Origin of the sequence: Chromohalobacter canadensis (assembly GCF_029544075.1) — a bacterium.
Lineage (GTDB): Bacteria > Pseudomonadota > Gammaproteobacteria > Pseudomonadales > Halomonadaceae > Chromohalobacter > Chromohalobacter canadensis_A.
The window spans coordinates 550275-575756 of sequence record NZ_JAJQJH010000001.1 but is presented as its reverse complement, the minus strand read 5'-3'; the positions used below and the strand labels follow the sequence as shown (position 1 = coordinate 575756).

The window sequence follows — 25482 nt, the reverse complement described above, 5'->3', positions numbered from 1 at the left end:
AGATTGCAATCACACCACTTCAGCGCGTTGCCGCTCGCTTGGCAAGCGCCGCACCACGAAATCTCGACACTTAATGCTCGGCTAATCCCCTGCCGTTATGCTAGGCGCCATCTCGTCACCCGTATGGACTATCATGATTCACGCTTCGCGCCGGCCAATATGCCATTTTCGCTCCCTGCGCCATGGGCTCGCAGCCTGTCTGGCCGCGCTCATGCTCGTCTTCGCCACCCCGGCCCTCGCCGAATCGCCGTTTGCCAGCCAAGACGACTTCCTCTCCGCCGAGCAGGCCTTCTCGTTGTCTGTATCGCGCGATGACGGCACGCTCATCGCCGAGTGGGACATCGCGCCAGAGTATTACCTGTATCGGCATCGCTTCAGCGTCGAAACCGAAGATGGCCCGGTGGATATCGAGCTACCTAAGGGCGAGACCATCGAGGACGACTATTTCGGTCGCTCAGAGGTCTACCATCATCAAGTGGCATTGCGTGCCGCGCTGGGCGATGCCGAGCAGGTGACGCTGACTTGGCAAGGCTGTGCCGAAGCCGGACTGTGTTATCCGCCGCAGCACCGAACCTTCGATGCCGACACGCTCACCGCCAGCAGCAAAGCGGATAGCGCCAACACCACGGATCATGCGCGTGACACTGCCTTCGAGCCCGGCACCGATGATGCGGCAAACTCGAGCGACGCTTCGCCCACTCCCGACGCCGCTCAAGCCGACGACCAACGCCTCGCATCTCAACTGGCCGATGCGCGACTGGGCTGGGTGCTGCTGGCCTTCTTCGGCATGGGGTTGCTGCTGACCTTCACGCCCTGCGTGCTTCCCATGGTGCCGATACTTTCCAGTCTCGTCGTCGGTGCTACCCGTGATGGCCGGCCACGCATGCGTGACGGTGCCGCGCTTTCGCTCGCCTACATCCTGCCCATGGCCACGACGTACGCAGCGCTAGGTGTCGCGGCGGCGCTGGCCGGGGCCAATCTTCAGATGCTGTTCCAAGCGCCTATCTTCATCGCCAGCTTCGCCGTGCTTTTCGTGCTGCTAGCCCTGGCGATGTTCGGCGTGTTCGATCTGACGTTACCCCAAGGCTTACGTACCCGGCTCGATGCGCGCCTGGAACGCCAACGCGGCGGACGCCTCAAGGGCGCAGCCATCATGGGCGTACTCTCGGCACTACTGGTCGGCCCCTGCATGACGGCACCGCTGGCCGGGGCCCTGCTTTACATCGCCGAAAGCGGCAACGCCTGGCAAGGCGGTCTGGCCCTGTGGTCATTGGGGCTGGGGATGGGCGCTCCCTTGTTCGCAGTAGGACTGCTCGGGCCGCGAATTCTGCCGCGCCCCGGGGCGTGGATGACTCGCGTACGCGCTATCTTCGGCTTCGTATTGTTGGGCATGGCGATATGGTTCGCGGCACGCATCCTGCCCCCTGCGCTGGAGATGGCCGCCTGGGGTGCTCTGTTCATCGGCCTCGCCCAGGCCGCCTGGGCAACGGCACATGCACTGCACGACGCGCTGAAGGTGCTGGGACGCAGCCTGGCCACGATCCTCGGCGTATGGGGAATTCTCATGCTCGTCGGCGCGGCGGGAGGCCAACATGCTCCGTTGCGGCCCTTGGCAGACTTCACGGGCAGCGGCGGCCCGCATGGCACTGAGACATCCTCGACACTCAGCTTCGAGACCATCGACGACCGCGACGCGTTGAACGCGCGTCTCGAGGAGGCAGCAGCACAGCAACGTCAGACACTCGTGGAATTCACCGCCGACTGGTGCATCAGTTGCGAGGTCATCGAGGAAGAAGTGTTCGACGATGCACGTGTGCAAGCGGCTCTGGAAGACGTGCAACTCATACGCATCGACGTTACCGACAACGACTCTACGGACCAGGCCATCATGCAAGCACTGGGCGTGGTCGGCCCACCCACCCTGCTGCTCTACGGCGCCGATGGCCGCGAACGTCGAGACAACCGCATCGTGGGTGAATTGAGTGCGGAAGAGTTCCTTGAACGCCTCGGCTCCACACATACAGCAACCGCGACGAAGGAAGGGGCATGACGGTCCTCGACCGCAGCCTGGCCCTAGGTCCCCTGGCAGTCAGCCTCGGCCAATTGCTGCTTGTCTTCGCATTGCTCGTCGCCACCATCACCGGCGCCTTGGTCGGGCGTCGACGACGCATCGGCGTCAGCGACACCCTCTTTACATTAGTTTTCGTTGCCCTGCTCGGCGCGCGCCTGGTGTTCATCGTGCGCTACTGGGGTTCCTACGATCCTTTGTGGACCATGCTCGACATCCGTGACCGTGGCTTCGACCCGTGGGGCGGGCTTGCTGCCGCCCTGGTCTGCTGTGGTTGGCGACTATGGCGCGCGCCTTTCCAGCGTCGCGCCCTGTGTATTGCCTTGCTCGCAGGCGGCATAAGCTGGGGCATCGCAGCGGTCACCGTGAGCCAGCTCAGCCCCACCGATGGCACGCTTCCCGACACGCGCCTGATAACACTCGACGGTACTACCGTCGACCTCCCTGCCCTGCACGACAACCAGCCCTTGGTAGTAAACCTCTGGGCCAGTTGGTGCCCACCCTGCAGGCGCGAGATGCCGCTGCTCGCCGATACGCAGCAGCGCCGTGACGAGGTCACCTTCGTGTTCGTCAATCAGGGCGAGGCTCGCCAGGTCATCCGTCACTACCTGGACAACGAATCCCTCGATCTCGATAACGTGCTACGTGACGAGACGCTGGCGCTCGGAGAGCACGTAGGCGTCAAAGCGATGCCCACTACCTTGTTCTATGACGCCGATGGCCGCCTGGTCGACACGCATTTCGGCGAACTCTCGCAAGCCACCTTGAAACACGCCTTGTCACGCCTGACTCCACTTTAATAGGAGAATCCGCATGTCTTTGATCGCATGCACCATACGCCTAGGTCTCATCAGTGCTCTCGCCTTGGCTGCCACGCCCGCCTGGAGCCAGCCCGAGAACCTGCCCGCACCCGTCGAAGCACTCGTCGATCAAGGATTGACGGTGCACGAACGCTTCGAGGCCCCCGATGGCCTGACAGGTTACGCCGCTAGCGCGCAAGGCCAGCCGGTGGCGATCTATGTCACCGAAAACGGCCAGCACGCCATCGTCGGCAACCTTGTCGATGCCGAAGGCAACAACCTATCGAGCAAGCCGCTCGACGAATTCGTCAAGGGACCGCAGAACGCCGCCGTGTGGCAACGCCTCGAGGACAGTCATTGGATCCTCGACGGCATCAGCGACGCCCCGCGCACGGTGTACGTCTTCACCGACCCCAACTGCCCATACTGCAAACGCTTCTGGGACGCCGCACGCCCCTGGGTCGAGGCCGGTGATGTTCAGCTGCATCACATCATGGTTGGTGTTCTCAAGTCGGATAGCCCCGCCAAGGCAGCCACACTGCTGGGCGCCGACGATCCCACCGCCGCCTTCACGGCACACAATCGCGGCGACGAGGTGGCCCCGTCCGCACAACCGGCCGATATCGAGCAGCAAGTTCAGGACAACAACACCCTCATGCGCGAGCTGAACCTTCGGGGTACACCGTCGATCGTCTATCATCAGGACGGTAAGCTAGAGGTTGCTCAGGGAATGCCAGACGAGGAAAAAATGCGCGCCGTCATGGGCTCGCCACGCCCCTGATCACCCGCATTAGGTGACACGAAAATCAGACCTGTGGCAGCTTCATGCACACTTCGAAGCCACCGCTTGCAGGGTGCTGAAATTGCAGTTCGCCACTGGCACGTTCTGCAATCGCGGCCGTGATCGCAAGCCCTAGACCACTACCCGACGTAGCCGAATGCCGCCAAAAGCGCTCGGTGACATGAGCAAGCGCCTCATCGGGCACTCCCGGCCCTTGGTCGTGCACGCGTAGCTCAACCCACGCGGTGGCATTCGTCTCATGCGGCGCCAAGTCTACGTCCAACGTCACCGGCAAACCGACCGGGCCATGCTGGAGCGCGTTGTCGAGTACGTTACGCAGCGCCGTGGCGGCCAGTTCCAGCGACACTCCCACGCGCGCATCCGGGAGTTTAGCCGGGACGACGATACGAGCAGGCTTTTGCGTATCGCGCACGGCGCTACGGACGATATCGGCCACTGTCGCACCGTCTGTCTCGTGCTGCACCCCGGCGCCCTCGATACGCGCCAGGGCCAGCAATTGATCAAGCGTGGCGGCCAAGCGCTGGGCTCCCTGCTCGGCATGCATCACGGCCTGATGAGTCGCCTCGCCCTCCACGCGCCGCGCGACCTGAAGGTGCGTCTTGACGGCGGTCAGCGGTGTCCGCAGCTCGTGCGCGGCAGCATCGGTGAAGCGCTGCTCGCGCTGAATGGCAGCACGCATGCGCGCCAGCAAGGCATTGAGCGTGGCGATCAACGGCTGCAGTTCACGGGGCAGGCCGCCGGCCGCCACCGGCGAGAGATCGTCACGGTGCCGGCGACCCAGCGCCTCGCACCACCCGTCGAGCGGGCGCAAGGCACGCCGGGTTCCCCACCACAACACAACGCCGCTGATGAGCAGCGCCACGGCGAAAGGCACGATGACCACCGCGAGAATATCGCGCATCAGGCCGCGCCGTTCGGTCACGCGATCGGCGGTAGTGATGGTCACGCCGTCGTGCATCAGGGTGTAGACGCGCCAGTCCTGTCCCGCCCGGTGCCGATACGCATACCCCGGCTGATCGACATCGAATACCGCCGTCATGTCCGTGTGGGTACGTGCCAGTACGCGGCCCTGTGCATCGCTCACCTGACAGGCGACCCCTTCGAGCGGTGCCACGAGGGACGCCTGCTGCATGCCGCTGGCTTCCCAGCTGTCTTCGGGCAGACGCGCCACCAGGCCGGCGACCATGTGCGCCGACTGAGCGAGGCGCCGATCGAGCGTGCGCTCCACCTCGTCGTTGAGGTCCCGCCACAGCCAGGCCGCCGCCAGGCTCCAGGTGGCCGTCAAGGTCACGCCGAGTATCACCAGCAAGCGCATCTTGAGACTCATCGCGACGCCACCGACGAGGCCTCCGTTCCCGCCAGGGCCTCGGGCGTGCCGAGACGGTATCCGAGACCCCGGACCGTCTCGATCACGGCCGGGGCCACTTTGCGGCGGAGATGATGAATGTGGACGTTGAGCGCATTGCTCTCCACCTCGTCGTCGAGGCCGTAGAGGCTATCGCGCAGTTGGTTCGCGCTCAGCACGCTGCCCGGCGACTGCAGGAAGGTCTCCAGCAGCACCAGTTCCCGCCGCGAAAGCGTGACGGGCCACCCCCGCCAGGTGACCTGGCGCGCCTGGGGATCGAACCGCAACGCACCATGCACGATACATGGATGGGCCCGGCCGCCCGCACGCCGCAATAACGCATGCAGTCGCGCCACCAGTTCGTCGAGATCGAAGGGCTTGACCAGATAATCGTCGGCACCGGCATCGAGCCCCGCGATGCGGTCGCTGACGGCATCGCGGGCGGTCAGTACCAGCACCGGCACGCGCTTGCCGGCCTCGCGCCATTCCTCGACCAGCGTCAACCCATCGCCATCGCGAAGGCCACGGTCGAGTACCACGATATCGCTCGTCACGACCTGCAGGGCATGACGCGCCGCTGCCATCGAGGCGACGGTATCGACCGCCCACCCATGACTTTCCAGCCCCGCACGAATACCAGCCGCAACCAGTTCATCATCTTCGATGAGCAATACGTGCATGGACGCTCCTTCGTTCAAGCCCCCGGCGTCAGGCGACGGGACAGCCACCATCCCGCTACCAACGTCACGACGAATACCGTCAGCGGCCAGCTCAGCCCCGGAAGCGAGGCGACCGCCGGCCCAGGACAGTACCCCGAAAGCCCCCAGCCGATGCCGAAAAGCGCCGCACCACCAAGCAAACGAGCGTCGAGATCACTGCGTGTGGGTAGCTGAAAGCGGGGCTCCAGCAATGGCGCGGAGCGTCGCCAGACCAGTCGGTACCCCAAGAAGGTCGTCACGACGGCGCCACCCAGCACAAAGACCAGGGTCGAGTCCCAGTCGCCGGCCACGTCGAGGAAGCCGATGACCCGTGCCGGATCGGTCATGCCGCTGATCGCCAGCCCAAGCCCGAACAGCAGCCCTGCCAGATAACCCGCCAGTGCCTTCATGCCGAGCCCTCCAGCATGTGCCGCGCAACGAATACCGTCAGCATGGCGACCAGCACGAAGACGAGCGTCGCGGCCACCGAGCGGGGCGAGAGACGCGCCAATCCGCAGACCCCGTGCCCGCTGGTGCAGCCGCTGCCCAGCCCCGTGCCCAATCCGACCAACAGGCCAGCTACCAGCATCGTCGTCAGCCCGCTCGCCGGAGCGCCGACCGTCGCCCCGCTGTCGCCTGCCACATTGCCCCAGTCCAGGCCGGACAGCATCAACAGTCCAGGTCCGGAGACGAGGCCCAGCAGGAACGCCAGTCGCCAGGGCCTGTCCCCGCCGCGCTCGAAAATCAGCCCGGAGAGGATGCCGCTGATCCCGGCAATGCGTCCCAGCAGCCCCATCAGGAGTGTGGCGGAAAGACCGATCAGGACGCCGCCCAATGCCCCTTGCAACCAACCCATCGTTTCCATCTCGTGTCCTCGTGGCGTTGTCGCCACCAGAGTTGTCTCAACCGGCTGTCGCCGAAGGCCCGGAGACGGCACGTCGATACCGGGGTGGCTCAGCGGCGTCGCCCCACAGCCATGCAGCTCGCCCCAGGCACCGAAGGTGCTCAGAAAGACGCGACTGATGCATGACGAGCCAGCCTCGTTATCTGAGTCGTGCCGTGGCCTGTGGTGCATCTCACTCCCAGGCCGCGCCTTCCAGCGCATTGAGCGGTATCTTCAGATAGCGCTTGCCGTTGCTCTCCGGCTCGGGAAGCCGCCCGCCGAGGATGTTGACCTGCAACGCGTGCAAGATCAGCTTCGGCATGGGCAGCTCGCTGTCGCGGCGGTTGCGCAGCTCGACGTACTCGGCTTCGCTGCTCTCGCCGAGCCGATGCTTGTTGTGCTCACGCTGCTCGCGCACGGTGCTTTCCCACTGCGGTTCGCGCCCGTCGGGCATGTAATCGTGGCCGGTGAACAGGCGCGTCTCGTCGGGCAGCGCCAGGATCGCCTGGATCGAGTGCCACAGCTGATGGGCGCTTCCCCCGGGGAAGTCGGCGCGGGCGGTGCCGAAATCGGGCTGGAACAGGGTGTCGTGAACGAAGGCGGCATCGCCGATCACGTAGGTGATCGAGGCCAGCGTATGGCCCGGGGAATGCATCACGTGGCAATCGATCTCGCCCAGCGTAAAGGTATCCCCGTCGTCGAACAGACGATCCCACTGGCTGCCGTCGTCCTTCAGGTCCGGCCAGTTGTAGATCTCCTTCCACAACGACTGGACTTGGGTCACCGGCCCGCCGATAGCGGTAGGGGCGCCGGTTTTTTCATGTAGATAGCGCGCGGCGGAAAAGTGATCCGCATGGGGATGGGTATCCAGAATCCAGTCGACCGCGAGCCCTTTCCGCTCGATGTAGGCCAAGAGCTCATCTGCCTGGAGCGTCGCTGTGGCGCCGGACTTCTCATCGAAGTCGAGCACCGGATCGATGATCGCGCAGTGCCGCGTGGCCGGGTCGCTGACGACATACTGAATGCTGAAGGTACGCGGGTCGAAAAAGCCCGCGACGTCCGGCTGGCCGGTTCTCTTTCCGCGTGATAAGGCAAAGGTTTTCATTGCGTCCGTCATCGCCTCCCGAGTGCTTGAACGTTATAAACAGGATAACGCATTTAATGTTCTAACGTTATATCCTTTTTTTATATAAAGGCGCGACACATGTTGTCTCGCTATAAACACCAGCAATAACGATCGACATGGCACCGGGAAGTACCGCGGGATGCACAAAAACAAAAAGGAATATAAAATTTGGCTATTATTCTCTATCGAACTATTTAAGCTACACTCACCGTTGCACGACGCGTCACTGTGCCAGACTCGTCGTTTCCGGCATTGCGTTCTTCGCCTTATCCGTTAGGAGCCGACCATGACACTGAGCCAAATCGCCAAACATGCCCTGACCGGCCTTGCCTTGAGTGCGGTCGCCGTGACCGCGCATGCCGACACCCTACGGGTCGGCATGTCGGGCGGTTATTACCCCTTTACCTTCGTCGAGCAGGATGAGCTGAAAGGCTTCGAGGTCGACGTCATGAACGCCGTGGGCGAACAGACCGGCGACGAGATCGAGTTCGTCACCGCGAGTTTCTCGGGACTGGCGGGCATGCTCGATTCCGGGCGCATCGATACCATCGCCAACCAGATCACTATCACCCCCGAGCGCAAGGCCAAGTACGCCTTCACGAAGCCCTATGTGTATGACGGCGCACAGGTCGTGGTGCGCAAGGGCAACGACGACATCCAGGGAGTCGAGGATCTCAAGGGCAAGACGGTAGCGGTCAACCTCGGTTCCAACTACGAGCAGTTGCTGCGCGAACTGCCCTACGCGGACGAGATCGACATCAAGACCTACGACTCCAACATCGAGCAGGATGTCGCCCTGGGGCGCGCCGACGCCTTCGTCATGGACCGGGTCAGCGCTACCCAGGTGATCAAGGACAAGCCCTTGCCGCTCGCGCTCGCCGGCCAGCCGTTCTCGCGTATCGAAAACGCCCTGCCCTTCCGCGACAACGAAGACGGACGCGCCCTGCGCGATCGCGTCGATGACGCTCTCGCCGACCTGCGCGAGAACGGCACGCTGACGCAAATCTCAGAGAAGTGGTTCGGTACCGATATCACCACGCCGTGACACCACGCTTCATTTGAACGGCCGGGGCTTGCCTCGGTCGTATGCTTTTAGGCGACTCGATCATGCACGTTCTCGATCTCGACTACATGCTGGGGTTGTTGCCGATTTTACTCGGCTATCTACCGCTGACATTGGAAATGGCCGGCGCCGGGATGGTTGCGGCGCTGGTACTGGCCTGCCTGCTGGCCGTCGTACGCGTGCAGCGCATGCCAGGGCTCAACGCCCTGGCCATGCTGTTCATTTCCTTCTTTCGCGGCACGCCGCTGCTGGTGCAACTGTTCCTGTTCTATTACGGTTTACCGCAAATTCTGACCTTCCTGGTCGCGATCAACGGCATCACCGCCACCATCCTGGGGCTGACCCTGCACTTTTCTGCCTACATGGCGGAATCGATCCGCGCCGCCATCGTCGGGGTCGACCGCAGCCAGACGGAAGCAGCGCTGTCCATCGGCATGACCCAAGGGCAACTGATGCGTCGCATCGTCCTGCCACAGGCGACGCGCGTGGCCACGCCGACGCTCATGAACTATTTCATCGACATGATCAAGGCCACCTCCCTGGCCTTCACACTAGGCGTCACGGAACTGATGGGCGCCACACAGAAAGAGGCGGCAGGCAGCTTTCTCTATTTCGAAGCGTTCTTGTTGGCGGCAATCATCTACTGGGTGGTAGTGGAAATTCTTTCGTGGTTACAGCGACGGCTGGAAAAACGTCTCAATCGGGCCTATCAACGATGATCGCACTCAACGGCATCACCAAACGCTTCGGCGCGCATACCGTCTTCGAGAACATCGACCTTACGCTGGAGCAAGGCGAGATCATCGTCGTCATCGGCCCGTCGGGCACCGGTAAGTCGACGCTTCTACGCTGCATCAATTATCTTGAAACGCCCGACGCCGGGCGCCTCACGGTGGGCAACCTCAGCCTCGATGCCAAGCACGCCACACGCCGGGAGATTCTCGCGCTACGCCGGCGTACGGCGTTCGTATTCCAGAACTACGCCTTGTTCTCCAACAAGACCGCGCTGGACAACATCTGCGAAGGCATGATCGTCGTCGATGGCCTCTCCAAAGCAGAAGCACATGCCCGAGGGCGCGAGATTCTCGAACGCATCGGTCTCGCCGACAAGGCCAATGCATATCCGGCATCTCTCTCCGGCGGCCAACAGCAACGCGTAGGCATCGGGCGTGCGATGGCCGCCAAGGCGGAAGTCATCCTCTTCGATGAGCCCACGTCCGCACTCGACCCGGAGTGGGTCGACGAGGTGCTTGCCCTGATGAAGCACCTCGCCCTGGAGCGCCAGACCATGATCGTAGTCAGCCACGAGATGCAATTCGCCCGCGAAGTCGCTGACCGCGTGGTGTTCATGGACGAAGGCCGCATCATCGAACAAGGCCCGCCCGACGAGCTTTTCACCAACCCCCAGGACGAACGCACGCAACGCTTTTTGCGCAAGGTGCTGGCCAACAACCCGATCTGACGCATGCCTCGCGGGTCAGACCTGGCCCTGATTGTCGAGTTCCACGGCCTCGTACATGCGTTCCTTGAGGTCTTGGATAGCCGCGCTTACCCGGTTCCAACTGGGAATGAACGGCTTGTCGCGAGGCGATTCGAGAAACGACGCCCCCGCCTCGAGGATGTTGGCGGTGAAAAGCTCCACGGCCTGTTCCTCGCTGTGACGATCGAGCGACAGACCGTTCATGCGCGCGTCGTTGTCGTAGGCCTCGATCAGATCCAGCGCGGTGCGATAGTAGGTTGCCTTGATGGTGCGGAAGGTCTCGGAGTGGATGGGCACGCCCAGTGTCGCCAGCTTGCGGAACATGGCCTTGGCGATGTCCAGGCTCATGCGGTTGAGGCCGCCGCTGGGGTCGTTCTGGGAGACGGGCTGATGCTTGTGATCGTAGGCATCGGCGATGTCCACCTGGCACAGCCGCTTGGTCGAGTGGTTGCGATGAACCTCCGACAGCACGCCGATCTCCAGCCCCCAGTCGCTGGGAATGCGGATGCCGTCGAGCACATCGGCGCGCATCGAGAACTCCCCCGAGAGCGGGTAACGATAGCTGTCCAGATACTCCAGGTACGGTAGCGGCCCGAAGACCATCTTCAGCGCACGGATCAGCGGGGTCACCATCAGCCGCGCTACACGCCCGTTGAGCTTGCCGTCGGCCACCCGCGAGTAATAGCCCTTGCAAAACTCGTAGTTGAACTGCGGATTGGCGACCGGATACAGCAGGCGTGCCAGCATGCCGCGGTCATAGGTCACGATATCGCAATCGTGCAGTGCCACCGCCTCCGTGCGCGCGGAGGCCAGCACGTAACCGCTGCAATACCACACGTTACGTCCCTTGCCGGGCTCCTGCGGCGCCAGATCGAGCGCGCTCAGCTCGGCATCCAGCGCCGATAGGCGCGGCCCGTCGTTCCACAAGATGCGGTGATGCTGCGGCAGGTGCGAGAAGAATTCGCGGGCACGCAGGAACTGGTCACGGTCGGCGCGATCCAGCCCGATCACGATTTCCGAGAGGTAGGGCACCTGCGCTAGCTCGTCGACGATGTTCGATAGCGCCGGCCCCTCGAGCTCGGAGAACAGCGAGGGCAGGATCAGCCCCATCGGGCGGCGCTTGGAAAACCGCACCAAGTCGGCTTCCAGTGCCTCCACCGGGCGCTGGGTGAGATTATGAAAGGTGGTGACAATACCGTTCTGATAGAAGTCGCTCATCGTGACGTGCCCTCCTGGGATGCCTTGTCGCCGGACGTCGCATCCATGCAGGTCTGCCACCAGTCGGCGATACCCTCGGCCCAACCTTCCGGGCCGGGCTGCCGGGTGCGAAAGAGCGGCACCTCGGTGGCAACGTTGACCGTCGCACCATGTTTGCCGCGCACCAGTATCGGGTGATCGACCGCTTCGAGCAGGCTGATATCGTTGGGTCCGTCGCCCAGCCCCACACTGGCGGGCCGTGTGCCACGCAACGCCGCGTAGCGGTCGATCAACCAGCGCACCGACTGACCTTTATCCACTGCCCCCATGACATGCCAGAAACGCCCGCCCCGGGTCAGACGCAGGCCATCGCTTTCCAGAGCGTGACGAAAGCGTTCCAAGGCCGACTCGTCGTCGTCCCACAGCAAGGGCTCGCTGCCCTCGCGCGCCTGCGCCTGACGCGCCTTGTCGGCGCTCAGCGAGGTCAACTCGCACAGCGTATCGAGGGACAATTCCGCCATGCTGCGAAAGCGCACGCCCAGCCGCTCACGCAACACCTCAAGCCGCCTGCGGATGAACCCTATATCCAGCGACGGCGTCTTGACGATCAACCCATCCGGCGCGGCGGGGTCACGATCCAGCCGGGCATGTTGCCATCGCGCCGGCAACCCGATGACAGCTCCATTCTCGGCGATGAACGGGGTTGCCTGGAGCCCTAGCTCAACGCGCAGCGCCAGCAACTCCTCGCGAGTCTTGCTGGTCGTGGGAATTACAGCAACACCGACCTCGGCGAGCCGTTCCAACCAGGCGGCGGCGGGCTGCCACGTATAACTGTCGTGGTCGAGTAACGTGCCATCCAAATCGGTGAACACCAGCCACGGCGTATGCGAAACCGACTGCGTCATGAGCCTTCTCCCCTTGGCACCGCCTCACATGTTCAGGAACGCGCCACAGGACCGTCGTGCACGGTCGTGCTGAACGGCACGTTTCCGATGAAGGTAGCACGGATCGTGCCATACTCCGCCAGAAACCCGAGTGTCTGGGGAACTGTGCGCGCCGCCACGGTGCATGACTGATATCTGGACACAAAAACGCCCCGTTGTAGCGCAACTTGTGCACTACAACGGGGCGTATCACCATAAGGTATTATCAGCAGAAGGCGTTACTGAGCGTGATGATGCTCGGCAATCATCGCCAAGCCGGCGAGCGTCGCCGCGTCGCTATCCAGCGGTGTGACCTCGAGACCAGCCGCTTCCAGTGCCAGCGTATAAGGACGCCGTAGAGCCTCGGCGCCGATCAACAGCAAGCGCTCGAGATCGGGGCGCGTGGCGCGCATGGCGCGCACCTCCTCGCCGATCAAGACGCCGGAGATGAAGCTGCCCACTTGCTCGGCGGCCAGGCCACGATAGAGATGCCGGCTGCGCGCCTCGAATAGCGCATGCAGCACACCGTCCTCGCCTTGGGCACGCGCTAGCCCCTGACGAAAGGCATCTTCATCGAATGGCGCCTCATCACGAGCAGGCTCGCCCGGCAAGGTATGAAAGCGTACCGCGTGATAAAGCTCGCCGGTCATCAGGGTGGTGAAAGCGATCAGGCGGTTATCGTGCAGTCGCGCCCACTTGCTATGCGTGCCCGGCAGGCAACAATCAGCGTTGGGGGTACCCGACAGAGCAAGAGCGCCGAAAGCCTGGACTTCCTCACCGCGCATAACGTCGCAGTGCGCATCATCGACGTGCTTCACGCCGGGCACAATCCAGGCGTTTTCCAATCCTGGCGCGGCCACCACATGCGCGGCAAGATCGCGCCCCGAGACGGGCAGGTCGAGCTGCGGCGCTTCACTCCAGCCGCGCTTGGAGCCCACCATGCCCGCGAGATAGATCGGCACACGCCCGCCCTCGCGCCAGTCGCCAACCTGGGCTTGGCAGTAATGCGGAAACTCGGTGGTTTCCAGCGCCTTGAGACCTGCCTCACTACGCCGCGACTCGAGGCAGGCACCGCTTTGTCGGTCGACCAGAAACGCCCGAAAATTGCTGGTGCCCCAGTCGATGACGATCAGTCGCTGCTCGGCGCTCATTGATCGCCCTCGTGCTCGAACAATTCGGTCATGGTGTAGAGCTCTTCAAGCCGCCGCCACTCGGCGACGAGCTCGCGTGCGACTTCACCCACTTCGACAGCACTGCGCCCGGGACGGTAAAGATTGCTGCCAAAGCCGAAGCCACGAATGCCCACGCCATGCCAATCGGACATGTTGCTCTTGTCGATACCGCCGACGGCGAATACCGGAAGCTCGGGCGGCAGGATCGCACTGATATCCTTGAAGTAGCCGGTGCCCAGACGCCCAGCCGGGAACAGCTTGAGTGCCGTGGCCCCGGCGCGCGCCGCGCTCAGCGCTTCGCTCGGCGTCATGCAGCCGACCAGCGGCGCCAGGCCCTGCTCGACGCCGGCGCGGATCACCTCGGGATCGCTGTTGGGGGTGACCATCAACGGTGCGTTCAGGCGTGCCAGCTCGGCCGTGTCATCGGCTTCCAGCACCGTACCGGCGCCCACTAGCACATGCTCAGGGCAACGTGCCGCGACGCGTTCGATGCTTTTCCATGGCAAGGGGGAGTTGAGGGGAATCTCGATCAGGCGAAACCCCGCTGCAACCAACTCATCGAAAACCTTGTCGATCTCCTCGGGGCGAATACCACGCAGAATCGCCACCAGTGGCAACTCTTCGAGTGCCGCATCGAGCGCGGCGCGTTGTGTCTCGTTCATAAAGCCTCCTTTACCACACCTAGAGAGCGTACCGTCGGGAACAAGTTCCCTCCCACAAGACCACCAAGGCCAGGAGCTGGTGGGACCATCATCAGGAACAAGCTGCCTCTCCCACAAAAACCACCAAGGCCAGGAGCTGGTGGGACCATCATCGGGAACAAGCCCCCTCCCCCACAAGACCACCAAGGCCAGGAGCTGGTGGGACCATCATCGGGAACAAGTTCCCTCTCACCATTACCACTCGGCGATGGAGCCGTCGTCATGTGTCCACACTGGGTTGCGCCAGCGATGGCCGACCTTGGCGCGCTCCTCGACGAAGGCCTCATCAATCTCGACCCCCAGGCCGGGGCCCTCGGGAATCGCGCAGAAGCCATCGGTGATGGTCAGCGCTGACTTATCGACCAGGTAATCCAACACATCGTTATCACGATTGTAGTGGATGCCCATGCTCTGCTCCTGGATGAACGCGTTGTGGTTCACCGCATCTACGTGTAGCGACGCGGCCAACGTCAACGGCCCCAGCGGGCAATGCGGGGCCAGTGCGACATCGTGGCACGACGCCAGCGAGGCGATCTTCATGCCCTCGCTGATGCCGCCGCAGTGCGAGAGGTCGGGTTGGATGATATCCACCATGCCCTCCGCCAGCAGGTCCCGGAATTGGTAGCGCGTATGCAACCGTTCGCCGGTGGCAATGGGATAACCAAGCCCGGTGGCAATATGTTTGAGGCTAGGCAGATGTTCGGGCAGCACCGGCTCCTCGACGAACATCGGGTGATAGGGCTCCAGCTCGCGCATCAGCACCTTGGCCATGGGACGATGCACGCGCCCGTGAAAGTCGATGGCGATGCCCACGTCCGGGCCCACCACCTCGCGCGCTTCGGCGACCCGCGCCACGGCCTCGTCGATCTTGCGGTGCGAATCGACGATCTGCATTTCAGGCGTGCCGTTCATCTTGAACGCCGTGAATCCCTTTTCGACCAAGGCCTTGGCGCCTGCGCCCACGTCGCTGGGTCGATCGCCGCCGGTCCAGGCGTACATGCGCATCTTGTCGCGCACCTTGCCGCCCAGCAACTGATACACGGGCACACCGAGATCGCGCCCCTTGAGATCCCAAAGCGCCTGATCGATCCCGGCGATGGCACTCATCAGGATAGGACCGCCACGATAGAAACCCGCACGGTACATCGTGTCCCAAAGGTATTCGATACGGTGCGGATCCTGGCCAACCAGATAGTCGGCGAGTTCGTGCACTGCCGCCTCGACGGTGGCCGCGCGTCCTTCCACGACCGGCTCGCCCCAGCCGTAGCATCCCTCATCGGTCTCGATCTTGAGGAACAACCAACGCGGCGGTACTTGCCAGGTCTTGAGCTGGGTAATCTTCACGAGAAGTCTCCTTGTCGATGCAAAAGTGATGACACGCTCAGCGCCCGTCGGGAGTGGCGCCGCCAAGTGGGGATAATGAAGGCAGGTCCGTCGGGGATTCGGCGATACCCAGATCTTTCCCGGTGCGCTCGAGGACCGCCAAGGCACACGCTTGCGCCCGTTCCGGCTGACGCAGACGAATCGCTTCCATCACCTTGCGGTGGCGCTCCATGCTGTCGGCGAGCTCATCGGCGCTCTGGTTGGAACGCTGGACCAGCACCGTGATCGTGGGCCGCAGCACATGACTGAGCTGCGTCCACACAACGTTGTGTGTCGCGGCGAAAATCGCCTCGTGGAAGGCCACATCATAATCGTCGTGGGAGCGCCCTTCCCAACAGTGATCGGGCGTCTCGAGACTCCGCGTCATGCCGTCGTAGGCCTGCTCGATGGCCAGCAGATCGGTGGCCGTGGCAGCGGTTGCCGCCAGGTACGCTACGAAAGGTTCGACGGCCACACGGAAGGCATAGATTTCACGCTGGAAGCGTGGGTTGGGCTCGGCATAGCGCGCCATCCACTCGGTCACTCGCGGATCGAGCATGTGCCACTGGGTCAGCTCTCGTACACGTGTACCCTGACCTGAAATACGTACCAAAAGCCCTGCCGAAACCAGATTTTGCAAGACGCTACGCACCGTGCTTCGGCTGACGCCATACGTCTCACAAAGATCCAGCTCGCGGGGGATCAAGTCACCGGGTGCATAACGGCCACTGAAAATCGCCTGGGCCAACGACTCGGCGATATCGGGTCGTGCCGTGGTACCGGAAAGTGAAGAGGGGCGCATAAACGGCTCCGCCTGCCTTGTTGGACAAATTTACCTCTATGTCCGACATAGAATCCAGCATTCACTGTCACCGCGCCTTTAGACATTGGTGGATAGCGGCCTAGCCGGTGTGCCAGTGCACGCGATTGCGCCCCGCGTTCTTGGCCGCATAGAGGCCTTCGTCGGCACGCTTGATGGCCGGCTCCAGAGACGCTTCATCGAGAGCGACGCGCGCCAACCCCAGCGAGGCAGTGTAGGCCAGGCGACCTGTCGCAACGGCGTCGGCCTCCACCTCGGCTGGCGTGGCCGAGATGGCCAGACGCAGCCGCTCAGCAACCTGCATGGCCTTCTCGGGAGCCGTATCGGGCAACAGGACGATGAACTCCTCGCCGCCCATGCGACACAGAGTATCCCCTTCGCGCAACTGCGCTCGCGCTGTATCGGCGAAGGACTGCAGTATCAGATCGCCCACATCATGGCCGTGAGTGTCGTTGATGCGCTTGAAGTGATCCAGATCGATGACGATCAGGCTCAGCGACGTTCCGCTACGGCATGCCCGCGCTAATTCCTTGGCCGCCTGCCCCTTCAGGTAACGTCGATTCCACAACCCAGTCAACGGATCGACCATGGCCTGCTCGGCCAGGCGCGCCTCGAGCTGCTTGCGCTCGCTCAGATCGAATACCGTGGCACGGGAATATTGAAACTGCCCCTCAATGACTTGGGCAGTGGCTTGGATGGCTACCGGTAGCCGGGTGCCATCACGGCACATGAGCACACACTCCGCAGCCCCTTCCTGCCTCGCGCTCAGAACGCCCTGGAATGCATTGTCGAACGCCGCGCGGGTACCGGGGGTCACGAAATCGCGATAATGCTGTTTGTCGATCACTTCATCGGCCCGGTACCCCAACCACTCCAGCTCGGTGCGGTTGATCTTAACGATACGCCCATCGCGATCCAGCGAATGATAGCCACAGGGCGCGTTCTCATAGAGATCCTGTACCTCGCTGGCATACTGCCGGGATTCCCTGGCGAGATGCTGAGCTTCGCGGGAAAATCCCATCGCTTGGCGACGCAAGTAACGTTGGCGATGCAGGCTGAGCACCCACAGCACCCCCACGATCACCGAAAGCAGATAGATGAGCGCGAGCACCGCGATTTGCCAGGGATTCTCCGCCAGCAGGCCGGCCAAGCTGGGGCGCGGCACCACGATCCCCAGCCGCCAGGGTTGGGACGCCGACGGAGTGACGATCATGCCCACCTTGTTGCTCTCGGCAGCCGCACGAATATCCTGCGTGCGGAATTGCAAGAGGTCGTCATCGAGCAATATCTCGCCCTGCGGTTGGGAAGAGAGATCGTGCCAGACGTGGGGATAGCGCTCCGCGAGGGAATCGCCGAAGCGAAGCCCTGCCTCGGTATTGGGCAGCAGCCATCTGCCCTGATCATCCACCATAACGGCCCGCACTCCTTCACCGCTGTCGATGGCATGCGGAAGGCTCGCCGTGAGGTAATGCCAATCCAGGGTAAACAACAGCATCCCCAGGCGTTGGCCGTCCTGACCAAATACCGGCGTGGCGATATCGATCACCGCCGTAGTGACCAGCTTGCCCTCCCGGCGGCTCTCCCCGAGGCGGGGGGCGGAAACGTAGAGCCCCCGGGGCGGCAATCGCTCGGTACCGCGGAAAACCCCCGACTGAGCATATCGGATACCTGTCGGATACGGCAGCATGCGCGAGCCAGCCTCGAGCAGTTCTTCTCCGGTCATGTCGATGAGCACCAGACGCGTATAGCGCCCGAAATGGGTCGCCAACGTTTCGAGCATGGCGGCCAAAGGATCGAGCGTAGCCTCCCCCTCATCCCCGGCAAGCACGTTACGCAGATGGCGCCGCAGGATCGGCAGATCGGCCACCGCCAGCACCTGATTGAAGCTCTCGTTCATATCGTGCAGCAGAGCGTCGTGTTCGGCGTTCAACAGCGTCGTCGCGCCCTGGCGACTGCTGTCGAGACGTGTCTCCAGGTGGGTACGAAAAATCGGATACAGCATGACCGTAACCAACAGGAGGGGCACAATCGTCGCAATGACCAAGCGAACGCCGAGGCTCTTCAAGCGCATCATGGGGAATAATCGTAATCGGCGGTGGGCAACGCCCGTCACACCTTCCTTGGCGCGGTAGCCAAGGGCAGCCAGCGGCGCAAATTCGGCATGTATCGCCTCTACCCGGCGATACCCTTTGGTTCACGGGGCGATAGTATACCTGACGTAAGCCGAACGTTACTCTTTGAAACGCGATATTCCACCATTGTCGCAGGCACACCCGCTAAATCGGCCGGTATCCGGGCATGTCGAATCCCAGGCGCCAACCCATTGCCGGATGTTTCCTCGCCATGACGTCGCCCCAGCGCAGCTCATGGCGACCCATCTCATGCCCGCATCGATGTCAGGCACACGCGCAAGGCTTCACGCCAGTGCGGCATTGCGATACCGAAGGCCGTTTGCAGGCGTTGGGTCGAGAGTCGCGAATTGAGAGGCCGACGTGCCGGCTGCGGATACGCACTGGAGGGAATCGCCTCAACACTGGGCAATGCCGTCGCTTCCAGCAGCCCCAGATTCGCAGCCTCCTCGAAAATCGCCTGGGCGAAACCGCACCAACTCACGCTATCCGACGCGCTCAGATGATAGACACCCGACAGTTGCGCATCCCATGCCTGGCGACGCCATTCGAATAGTGCCAGGGCCGTGACGTCGGCAATCGTCGCGGCCCACGTCGGTGCGCCGACCTGGTCGTCGATAATACGCAGGTGATCGCGTTCGGCGGCCAAGCGCAGCATGGTCCGAACGAAGTTGCGGCCATGGGCGGCATACACCCAGCTAGTGCGTAGCACCAGGGAACGTCCCCCGGCATCGGCAATCGCCTGCTCTCCCGCCAGCTTGGAGCGGCCGTATTCTCCCAGCGGCCCCGTCGCATCATGTTCCGCAAACGGCGCCTCTCCCGACCCATCGAAAACGTAATCCGTCGAGTAATGTACCAGCGGCATGTCATGGCGAGCGCAGGCCTGGGCGATCTCCGCCACCGCCTCGGCATTGATGCGGCGCGCCAGAGCCGGCTCTTCCTCGGCGCGGTCGACCGCTGTATAGGCCGCTGCATTGACGACCATGCCGGGCTCGTAACGCGCAATCATCTCCTCGGCGGCCCCCGGGACCGACAGATCGCATTCCGCGCGAGTCAAGGCAACGCCCTGACCCAGCGGCTGCAAGGCACGACACAACTCGCGCCCGACCTGCCCCCCCGCACCCAACAACAACCATTCGGGGCGTATTGGCTCACTCATTCGAACACCTCCGCCTCGTGAAACGCTGCACCGGCCAAGTCCTTGTCCGACAGTGTCAGACCCGGCACATCCGGCCAAGCGATCGCCAACTCGGGATCGTCGTAACGAATGCTGCGCTCAGAGGCAGGATGGTAATAAGCGGTGGTCTTGTACAGAAAGTCGGCACTCTCGGAAAGCACCACGAAACCATGCCCAAAGCCCTCCGGCACCCACAACTGACGGTGGTTTTCCGCAGACAGCTCCACACCAACCCAACGCCCGAAATGCGCGGAAGAACGGCGCAAATCCACCGCCACATCGAACACCCGGCCATGGGTGACCCGTACCAGTTTGCCTTGCGGTTGCTCGAGCTGGTAATGCAGCCCGCGCAGCACCCCTTGGCGCGAGCGCGAGTGGTTATCCTGCACGAAATCCCGCTCGCAACCGGTGGCCTCTTCGAACGCACGCCGGTTGAAGCTTTCCATGAAGAAGCCCCGCTCGTCGCCGAACACCTTCGGCTCGAGAATCACGACCTCCGGCAGCGATGTTTCGATGGTTTTCATGCGCGTTGCCTCCCTTCCTTCACCAGGCGCTGCAAATATTGTCCATAGCCGCTCTTCGCCAACGGCGCCGCCAATGCCAGCAGCCGTTCATCGTCGATCAACCCTCGGCGCCAGGCAATTTCCTCAGGGCAGCACGCCTTCAGCCCCTGGCGATGTTCGATGGTGGCGATGAAGTTGGACGCCTCCATCAGCGACTCGTGGGTGCCGGTATCCAGCCAGGCAAAACCGCGCCCCATGATCTCCACATTGAGATCGCCACGTTCGAGGTATAGCCGGTTGATATCGGTGATTTCCAGCTCGCCACGCGCGGACGGAGTCAGCGACTCGGCCATCTCGACCACATCACCGTCGTAGAAATACAGGCCCGTCACGGCATAGTGCGACTTGGGCTCGGCCGGTTTTTCCTCCAATGACGTAGCCCGCCCCTGGGCATCGAAATCCACCACGCCGTAACGTTCAGGGTCATGCACATGGTAGGCGAACACGCTCGCCCCATGGGGACGCGCCATGGCGCTGTCGAGCAACGGCTTCAGATCGTGCCCGTAGAAGATATTGTCGCCCAACATCAAGCAACTGGGCGCGCCATCGAGAAAGTCCTTGGCGATGATAAAGGCCTGAGCCAAACCATCCGGCGACGGCTGCACCGCGTATTGCAGTGATATGCCCCATTGCGACCCATCGCCGAGCAACTGCTCGAAACGCGGTGTGTCCTGCGGGGTCGAAATGATCAACACCTCGTCGATCCCCGCCATCATCAACGTCGCCAACGGATAATAAATCATCGGCTTGTCGTGCACCGGCAACAGCTGCTTGGAAACCGCCAACGTGACCGGGTGCAAGCGTGTTCCGGAGCCACCCGCCAAAATAATGCCTTTACGTTTCATAGTATCGAATCCTTGAAGCGTCGTTCATTCCTTCGTCTCGGCCTCGGCGCTCGGCGTCTGCTCACCGTAATGGCGCCGAGTCCACTCGCGGTACGCACCACTGGTCACGTCAGCGACCCAGGCGTCGTTGTCCAGATACCACTGCACGGTCTTGCGCAACCCGCTTTCGAACGTTTCACTCGGGCGCCAGCCCAGCTCACGCTCGATCTTGCCGGCATCGATGGCATACCGCAGGTCATGGCCCGGGCGGTCCTTGACGTAGGTGATCAACTCCGCGTATCGCGTCACGCCCGCCGGATGCTCGGGGGCCAGCTCTTCCAGCAAGGCGCAGATATGCTCGACCACCTCGAGGTTGCGATACTCGTTATGACCGCCGATGTTGTAGGTTTCACCCACACGCCCCGATTCGAGGACCGTCACCAGCGCACGCGCGTGATCCTCGACATACAGCCAATCCCGAATTTGACTGCCATCGCCATAGACAGGCAAGGGCTTACCCGCCCGAGCGTTGAGAATCATCAAGGGAATGAGTTTTTCGGGAAAATGGTACGGGCCGTAGTTATTCGAGCAGTTCGTCACCAGTACCGGCAGGCCAAAGGTACGATACCAGGCACGCACCAAATGATCGGACCCCGCCTTGCTCGCGGAATAAGGCGAGCTTGGCGCGTAGGGCGTTTCCTCGGTGAACAGTCCCGTCGGCCCATCAAGATCGCCGTAGACCTCATCGGTCGAGACATGGTGAAAGCGAAACGCAGCGCGGCGCGGCGCATCCAGTCGCTCATAGTACTCACGCGCCACTTCGAGTAGCACGCCCGTCCCCACCAGGTTGGTCTGGATGAAATCCGCCGGCCCATGGATGGAACGGTCGACATGGGACTCCGCCGCCAGATGCATGACGGCCTCCGGCTGGTGCCGCGCGAACACCTCGCGCAACGCCTCGGCATCGCCGATATCCACACGCTCGAAGGCATAACGCTCGCTGTCCGCCGCCTCGCCCAGCGACGCCAGGTTACCCGCATAGGTCAATGCATCGACATTGACCACGGCATGCTCGGTCTCGGCGATCACATGCCGAATCACCGCCGACCCGATGAAGCCGGCGCCCCCCGTGACTAGGATCTTCATTGTGGTATCCGCTGCTGTTAAAACCGCCCTAGTCTACGGCGTAGGCCTCCACGGTCAAAGTAAAGGTTCATCGCACTTTGCCGGGAAACGCGGCCCAGATCATCGCGAACAAGTTCGCTCCCACAGCCCCCTGTCAGTTGGCTTGTCTTTGTGGGAGGGAATTGATTCCCGATAGCGGTAAGCATGGTGGGGCCCTGTCATTTCACGCTGATCGGCGATGAACCAACGTAAACGCCTGTTTACCACCAAGGCCCCACGACCACCACCTCACGCCTCGAACGTGAGGCTAGCGCCGAACAGCATGGAAAGGTCATCTGCGTTGACGCCAGTGAGCGCCACGCTTTCTCCACTGGGCACGGCAGAAGTGAGTGGGGGCTCCTCGACCAGGGTCGCCGCCTCCAGAAAGTCGACGAACGTCAGCGAGCCCCCATTCTGGAAGTCCAACGCCATATCGATACCGCCATCCTTCGAGGCGGAAGCCCGCGGGCCGTTATCGTCAAAGCGCACCGCATCGACCCGCAGGGCCAGGGCCGCGACATCCTCGACGCCGCTGAATCGCAACGCATCCTCACCGGGGCCAACGTCAGCGGCGTTGCCATCCGCTCCCGCGGCCACGAACCCGAGCAGCGAATCGTCGCCGTCCGCACCGAGGGTGTACGTCAAGATATCGATGTCGGTCTCGCCGGCGGAAAAATCGACCCAATCGTCACCCTGGCCGGGCGCCACTCGTTGATCACCAACACTCGTGATGATGCGGTCATCGCCAGTGCCCCCCGTGATCAGGAAGCCGTTGTCCGGCGCGATGAAGGTATTGCCTTCGTCGCTCAGGCGGAACTCCTCCACATAGTTATAGGCACCGTGCTGCAGATGCGACTCATCGGAAAGGTCGATCCGACCGGCACCGCTAAACACGACCGTTTCATGCCCCGGGGTATTCGCGACGCCCGCGTTGATATCCGTGAAGGCGCGATACTGTGCCGATGTCATGGTGACGGTCGCCCCATCCTCGATGTTTAGCCGTGCCGGATCGAGCAGCGTCAGGCCACTGGTATCCGCGCCATCTTCCAGGCCGAGCTCGAAAGACGCCTCGATCTCGGGCAACGTCATGGGCACCGCTGCATCGCCATCGATCGTCATGTCGGCGAACGTCGCCCCCGACTCGACCTCGGCCCCGGCAGCCACCGACGCCACCACCGTTGCCACCGGCAGCTCACCGGCCACGACATCGACCGTCTCGACCCCGTCATCGCCGGGGGCCGGCGCCGGCATGGCGGTGCCGCCATCGGTGTATACCGCCTCGCGAGACGCCTCGTACTGGCCGAACTTGATCCAATGCTCATAACCGCTGGCCAAACTCCCGCTGGCCACGGCCTCGGCGACATCCGGATTGGCGTCCAAGTAGGCACTCTCGTCGAACCCCGCCGCCACGTCTTGATACGCCGCGCTGGGCGCACGCCCCTCCTCAGCGCCATACGCCAGGAAGTGCGCGAACGGCCCGACGATGCCGGCGGCGACGGCATCGGCCACGTCCGGATTCGCCTCCAGGTATTCGCTGGTGTCGAACACGGCATTGGGATTGCGTCCCTCGGCCGCACCGTACGTCTCATAATGCCACTCGGCACCGGGGATGGCGCCTGCCGTCACAGCAGCCGCGACGTCGGAGTTTTGCTCAAGGTAATACGCCGTATCGAAACGCAATGACATCACGGACCCCTGGATCATGAACAGATAAACATCGGTATATGATGTTATCGGCCTACAAGCCGCTTGCTTGAGTCATGCCAGGAGCACAGGTGACATTACATTGGGAATGGCGCCGCTTACTCGACAACCTAGCCACGTGAGAAAGCGGTTTAAGCACCCAACCCGTGACGATACCCAGTCGCATCAGCGTAGGTCCGGGTTTGGAGAGGCAGCAGTGCTTTGCGTAGCGGTGCCGTGGTTTCGGTCAACCCCCATCGCTTGCTCGGCGAATACCGCCCTTGGGCCGGTGTATCGTCATCGCCTAATAATTGTCGATGGAAGCGCTGGGTGAGCTGTTGCAAGTGCCGTGCTGTGTCTCGACGACACACTGGATATTGGCTAAGCAGCTCAAGAACACAGAGCGCTCGCTGAAATTCCTCGCAAGACATGACATCACGCAGTCGTTCCAGCTCCTCCCCCGTAGGACGGTAACCACGGTACCATACAGCTTCTGCAAGCTGCCTTACATCATCAACAGCGCTTGCAAGGGGGCGCGAGCCTACGCGATATAGCCGTTTGCGTGTGAAGGAAACTGCCATGACTAACCCTCGCTGCAGTGATAGTCGTCTAAAACCACCTTAAGGTTACCCAGTATACGAGTTTGTTCACCAACAACATAGCTAATCGCTTCGCGTGCCAAGCTCTCAAATTCGTCGATATTGACATGAGGAAGCTGAAGCAACGCCTGTATATCGTGCATGTCACGATCACCAAACCGACCGAGCTTAGAAATGGCGACATCGATCGCACCCGCTACATAAACCTCCACGTTGGAAACGCGGCTTTGTGTCATCAGTCGGATAACGCGATCCTCGTAATCCTCGTGCAGAGGGCCAAGCGTTGTGTTAAAACTGGAATCCAGTTCCAGTACCTGCGAAATCCCCTCTTCGTCTGTGAATACATAGACATCTTCATCTAGGCGAGCAATGACGTCGGACTTATCAGCGTAGCCATGGGATGCCACCTCAGCATCCACGTCAGCACTCCCTCGTGCCTGGGTATGGATATGAACCGCACACCCTACGAAAACAATTACTTGGAAGACCCCCTTATCGCCAGAGGCGAACACTGGCTCTAGCACGTCGAAGAACGCCACCAGGGCATGTCCTAATGCTGTATCGGGCTCGATTGTCGGGTAATTTCTCAATTCTATCGGCATGAAGTCCCCCTGCAAGCAAGTATTCAAACGCTACCACTTCCCCACTTATCAAACGTGTATTTCGCCGCCAACTTTCTCCAACGTCGGCTACCGGATGAAAGCCCAGAGGGACAGAGCCGCGAGAAAACGCTCCCATGGGGAGACAACGACCGCTCGCCCGAGCGCTCGATGCCATCAAGAACGACGCCTTCCCGAGCGTCATTGTCGAGACCAAGCCCCAGCCGAGCTTGTGAGGCCCGCTCATGGCATCGTCCTTTGATCGCCATTCACGCCGTGCTCACCGTTAGATGGCTGCTGGCAT

The 25482-nt window shown here is 62.2% G+C and carries 24 protein-coding genes; 6 read left to right on the top strand and 18 right to left on the bottom strand.

What is annotated here, in order from left to right:
- Window positions 1–211 precede the first annotated feature (211 nt).
- From dsbD to dsbG, 3 genes are read left to right on the top strand one after another with little or no spacing between them, the layout of a single operon-like run.
- Window positions 212–2050 carry a protein-disulfide reductase DsbD gene (gene dsbD / locus LUN51_RS02675; protein WP_277810020.1) on the top strand — a complete coding sequence of 613 codons (1839 nt, stop codon included), beginning with the start codon at window positions 212–214 and terminating at the stop codon, window positions 2048–2050.
- On the top strand, window positions 2047–2868 hold the full coding sequence (locus tag LUN51_RS02670; RefSeq protein WP_277810019.1) for a TlpA family protein disulfide reductase: 822 nt from the start codon (window positions 2047–2049) through the stop codon (window positions 2866–2868). Before dsbD ends, LUN51_RS02670 begins: the two co-directional genes overlap by 4 nt.
- A gap of 13 nt (window positions 2869–2881) precedes the next feature.
- A complete protein-coding gene (gene dsbG, locus LUN51_RS02665) occupies window positions 2882–3649 on the top strand; it encodes a thiol:disulfide interchange protein DsbG (protein WP_277810018.1) in 768 nt (255 codons plus the stop codon).
- A gap of 25 nt (window positions 3650–3674) precedes the next feature.
- Here dsbG and LUN51_RS02660 read toward each other — a convergent pair whose 3' ends face one another.
- The 5 genes from LUN51_RS02660 to LUN51_RS02640 all read right to left on the bottom strand — a co-directional run bounded on the left by LUN51_RS02660 (window position 3675) and on the right by LUN51_RS02640 (window position 7701).
- Window positions 3675–4997, bottom strand: coding sequence for an ATP-binding protein (locus LUN51_RS02660; RefSeq protein WP_277810017.1), 1323 nt, complete (start codon window positions 4995–4997; stop codon window positions 3675–3677).
- Window positions 4994–5695 (bottom strand): response regulator, encoded by a 702-nt coding sequence (locus LUN51_RS02655; protein WP_277810016.1) that lies wholly within the window; start codon window positions 5693–5695, stop codon window positions 4994–4996. Before LUN51_RS02655 ends, LUN51_RS02660 begins: the two co-directional genes overlap by 4 nt.
- 14 nt (window positions 5696–5709) lie before the next feature.
- Window positions 5710–6123, bottom strand: a complete 414-nt coding sequence (locus tag LUN51_RS02650) for a DUF6691 family protein (protein ID WP_277810015.1) — start codon at window positions 6121–6123, stop codon at window positions 5710–5712.
- Complete coding sequence (locus LUN51_RS02645) at window positions 6120–6578, bottom strand: YeeE/YedE family protein (RefSeq protein WP_277810183.1); 459 nt, start codon at window positions 6576–6578, stop codon at window positions 6120–6122. The genes LUN51_RS02650 and LUN51_RS02645 overlap by 4 nt, the downstream gene beginning before the upstream one ends.
- A 211-nt stretch (window positions 6579–6789) precedes the next feature.
- Window positions 6790–7701 (bottom strand): MBL fold metallo-hydrolase, encoded by a 912-nt coding sequence (locus LUN51_RS02640; RefSeq protein WP_277810014.1) that lies wholly within the window; start codon window positions 7699–7701, stop codon window positions 6790–6792.
- Window positions 7702–8008: 307 nt separating this feature from the next.
- On the opposite strand from LUN51_RS02640, the gene LUN51_RS02635 reads away from it, so the two are divergent.
- The 3 genes from LUN51_RS02635 to LUN51_RS02625 all read left to right on the top strand — a co-directional run bounded on the left by LUN51_RS02635 (window position 8009) and on the right by LUN51_RS02625 (window position 10247).
- Entirely contained in the window at window positions 8009–8767 is a 759-nt protein-coding gene (locus tag LUN51_RS02635; protein ID WP_277810013.1) for an amino acid ABC transporter substrate-binding protein, read from the top strand.
- Window positions 8768–8829: 62 nt separating this feature from the next.
- Window positions 8830–9504: an amino acid ABC transporter permease gene (locus LUN51_RS02630; RefSeq protein WP_097024183.1), complete on the top strand. Its 675-nt coding sequence runs from the start codon at window positions 8830–8832 to the stop codon at window positions 9502–9504.
- Entirely contained in the window at window positions 9501–10247 is a 747-nt protein-coding gene (locus LUN51_RS02625) for an amino acid ABC transporter ATP-binding protein (protein WP_277810012.1), read from the top strand. The genes LUN51_RS02630 and LUN51_RS02625 overlap by 4 nt, the downstream gene beginning before the upstream one ends.
- Window positions 10248–10262: 15 nt before the next feature.
- Here LUN51_RS02625 and LUN51_RS02620 read toward each other — a convergent pair whose 3' ends face one another.
- The 13 genes from LUN51_RS02620 to LUN51_RS02560 form a co-directional block, all read right to left on the bottom strand.
- Window positions 10263–11483 carry a glycosyl transferase gene (locus LUN51_RS02620; RefSeq protein ID WP_277810011.1) on the bottom strand — a complete coding sequence of 407 codons (1221 nt, stop codon included), beginning with the start codon at window positions 11481–11483 and terminating at the stop codon, window positions 10263–10265.
- Window positions 11480–12367 carry an HAD-IIB family hydrolase gene (locus LUN51_RS02615; RefSeq protein ID WP_277810010.1) on the bottom strand — a complete coding sequence of 296 codons (888 nt, stop codon included), beginning with the start codon at window positions 12365–12367 and terminating at the stop codon, window positions 11480–11482. The genes LUN51_RS02620 and LUN51_RS02615 overlap by 4 nt, the downstream gene beginning before the upstream one ends.
- Window positions 12368–12624: 257 nt before the next feature.
- Window positions 12625–13536 (bottom strand): 2-dehydro-3-deoxygalactonokinase, encoded by a 912-nt coding sequence (locus LUN51_RS02610; protein ID WP_277810009.1) that lies wholly within the window; start codon window positions 13534–13536, stop codon window positions 12625–12627.
- The gene (locus tag LUN51_RS02605; protein ID WP_277810008.1) at window positions 13533–14219 is read right to left on the bottom strand and encodes a 2-dehydro-3-deoxy-6-phosphogalactonate aldolase; all 687 of its coding nucleotides are present in this window, start codon (window positions 14217–14219) and stop codon (window positions 13533–13535) included. The genes LUN51_RS02610 and LUN51_RS02605 overlap by 4 nt, the downstream gene beginning before the upstream one ends.
- Window positions 14220–14453: 234 nt before the next feature.
- Window positions 14454–15602, bottom strand: coding sequence for a galactonate dehydratase (gene dgoD / locus LUN51_RS02600; protein ID WP_277810007.1), 1149 nt, complete (start codon window positions 15600–15602; stop codon window positions 14454–14456).
- A gap of 37 nt (window positions 15603–15639) precedes the next feature.
- Window positions 15640–16422, bottom strand: coding sequence for a FadR/GntR family transcriptional regulator (locus LUN51_RS02595; protein ID WP_277810006.1), 783 nt, complete (start codon window positions 16420–16422; stop codon window positions 15640–15642).
- A 100-nt stretch (window positions 16423–16522) separates the two neighbouring features.
- Entirely contained in the window at window positions 16523–18514 is a 1992-nt protein-coding gene (locus LUN51_RS02590) for a sensor domain-containing diguanylate cyclase (protein ID WP_277810005.1), read from the bottom strand.
- Window positions 18515–18819: 305 nt separating this feature from the next.
- The gene (gene rfbD / locus LUN51_RS02585; RefSeq protein ID WP_277810004.1) at window positions 18820–19728 is read right to left on the bottom strand and encodes a dTDP-4-dehydrorhamnose reductase; all 909 of its coding nucleotides are present in this window, start codon (window positions 19726–19728) and stop codon (window positions 18820–18822) included.
- Window positions 19725–20270 carry a dTDP-4-dehydrorhamnose 3,5-epimerase gene (gene rfbC / locus LUN51_RS02580; protein WP_277810003.1) on the bottom strand — a complete coding sequence of 182 codons (546 nt, stop codon included), beginning with the start codon at window positions 20268–20270 and terminating at the stop codon, window positions 19725–19727. Before rfbC ends, rfbD begins: the two co-directional genes overlap by 4 nt.
- Window positions 20267–21154, bottom strand: a complete 888-nt coding sequence (rfbA, locus tag LUN51_RS02575; protein ID WP_277810002.1) for a glucose-1-phosphate thymidylyltransferase RfbA — start codon at window positions 21152–21154, stop codon at window positions 20267–20269. Before rfbA ends, rfbC begins: the two co-directional genes overlap by 4 nt.
- A 24-nt stretch (window positions 21155–21178) precedes the next feature.
- A complete protein-coding gene (gene rfbB, locus LUN51_RS02570) occupies window positions 21179–22279 on the bottom strand; it encodes a dTDP-glucose 4,6-dehydratase (RefSeq protein ID WP_277810001.1) in 1101 nt (366 codons plus the stop codon).
- Window positions 22280–22546: 267 nt separating this feature from the next.
- Window positions 22547–23983 carry a hypothetical protein gene (locus tag LUN51_RS02565; RefSeq protein ID WP_277810000.1) on the bottom strand — a complete coding sequence of 479 codons (1437 nt, stop codon included), beginning with the start codon at window positions 23981–23983 and terminating at the stop codon, window positions 22547–22549.
- A 580-nt stretch (window positions 23984–24563) separates the two neighbouring features.
- Window positions 24564–25181: a DUF6036 family nucleotidyltransferase gene (locus tag LUN51_RS02560; RefSeq protein ID WP_277809999.1), complete on the bottom strand. Its 618-nt coding sequence runs from the start codon at window positions 25179–25181 to the stop codon at window positions 24564–24566.
- Between the last annotated feature and the right edge of the window lie 301 nt (window positions 25182–25482).

Excerpts from the sequence above, each read along its gene's own strand:
- dsbD (WP_277810020.1), top strand. The coding sequence starts at position 212 with ATGCTCGTCTTCGCCACCCCGGCCCTCGCCGAATCGCCGTTTGCCAGC.
- LUN51_RS02670 (WP_277810019.1), top strand. The coding sequence starts at position 2,047 with ATGACGGTCCTCGACCGCAGCCTGGCCCTAGGTCCCCTGGCAGTCAGC.
- dsbG (WP_277810018.1), top strand. The coding sequence starts at position 2,882 with ATGTCTTTGATCGCATGCACCATACGCCTAGGTCTCATCAGTGCTCTC.
- LUN51_RS02660 (WP_277810017.1), bottom strand. The coding sequence starts at position 4,997 with ATGAGTCTCAAGATGCGCTTGCTGGTGATACTCGGCGTGACCTTGACG.
- LUN51_RS02655 (WP_277810016.1), bottom strand. The coding sequence starts at position 5,695 with ATGCACGTATTGCTCATCGAAGATGATGAACTGGTTGCGGCTGGTATT.
- LUN51_RS02650 (WP_277810015.1), bottom strand. The coding sequence starts at position 6,123 with ATGAAGGCACTGGCGGGTTATCTGGCAGGGCTGCTGTTCGGGCTTGGG.
- LUN51_RS02645 (WP_277810183.1), bottom strand. The coding sequence starts at position 6,578 with ATGGAAACGATGGGTTGGTTGCAAGGGGCATTGGGCGGCGTCCTGATC.
- LUN51_RS02640 (WP_277810014.1), bottom strand. The coding sequence starts at position 7,701 with ATGAAAACCTTTGCCTTATCACGCGGAAAGAGAACCGGCCAGCCGGAC.
- LUN51_RS02635 (WP_277810013.1), top strand. The coding sequence starts at position 8,009 with ATGACACTGAGCCAAATCGCCAAACATGCCCTGACCGGCCTTGCCTTG.
- LUN51_RS02630 (WP_097024183.1), top strand. The coding sequence starts at position 8,830 with ATGCACGTTCTCGATCTCGACTACATGCTGGGGTTGTTGCCGATTTTA.
- LUN51_RS02625 (WP_277810012.1), top strand. The coding sequence starts at position 9,501 with ATGATCGCACTCAACGGCATCACCAAACGCTTCGGCGCGCATACCGTC.
- LUN51_RS02620 (WP_277810011.1), bottom strand. The coding sequence starts at position 11,483 with ATGAGCGACTTCTATCAGAACGGTATTGTCACCACCTTTCATAATCTC.
- LUN51_RS02615 (WP_277810010.1), bottom strand. The coding sequence starts at position 12,367 with ATGACGCAGTCGGTTTCGCATACGCCGTGGCTGGTGTTCACCGATTTG.
- LUN51_RS02610 (WP_277810009.1), bottom strand. The coding sequence starts at position 13,536 with ATGAGCGCCGAGCAGCGACTGATCGTCATCGACTGGGGCACCAGCAAT.
- LUN51_RS02605 (WP_277810008.1), bottom strand. The coding sequence starts at position 14,219 with ATGAACGAGACACAACGCGCCGCGCTCGATGCGGCACTCGAAGAGTTG.
- LUN51_RS02595 (WP_277810006.1), bottom strand. The coding sequence starts at position 16,422 with ATGCGCCCCTCTTCACTTTCCGGTACCACGGCACGACCCGATATCGCC.
- LUN51_RS02590 (WP_277810005.1), bottom strand. The coding sequence starts at position 18,514 with ATGATGCGCTTGAAGAGCCTCGGCGTTCGCTTGGTCATTGCGACGATT.
- rfbD (WP_277810004.1), bottom strand. The coding sequence starts at position 19,728 with ATGAGTGAGCCAATACGCCCCGAATGGTTGTTGTTGGGTGCGGGGGGG.
- rfbC (WP_277810003.1), bottom strand. The coding sequence starts at position 20,270 with ATGAAAACCATCGAAACATCGCTGCCGGAGGTCGTGATTCTCGAGCCG.
- rfbA (WP_277810002.1), bottom strand. The coding sequence starts at position 21,154 with ATGAAACGTAAAGGCATTATTTTGGCGGGTGGCTCCGGAACACGCTTG.
- rfbB (WP_277810001.1), bottom strand. The coding sequence starts at position 22,279 with ATGAAGATCCTAGTCACGGGGGGCGCCGGCTTCATCGGGTCGGCGGTG.
- LUN51_RS02565 (WP_277810000.1), bottom strand. The coding sequence starts at position 23,983 with ATGTCATTGCGTTTCGATACGGCGTATTACCTTGAGCAAAACTCCGAC.
- LUN51_RS02560 (WP_277809999.1), bottom strand. The coding sequence starts at position 25,181 with ATGCCGATAGAATTGAGAAATTACCCGACAATCGAGCCCGATACAGCA.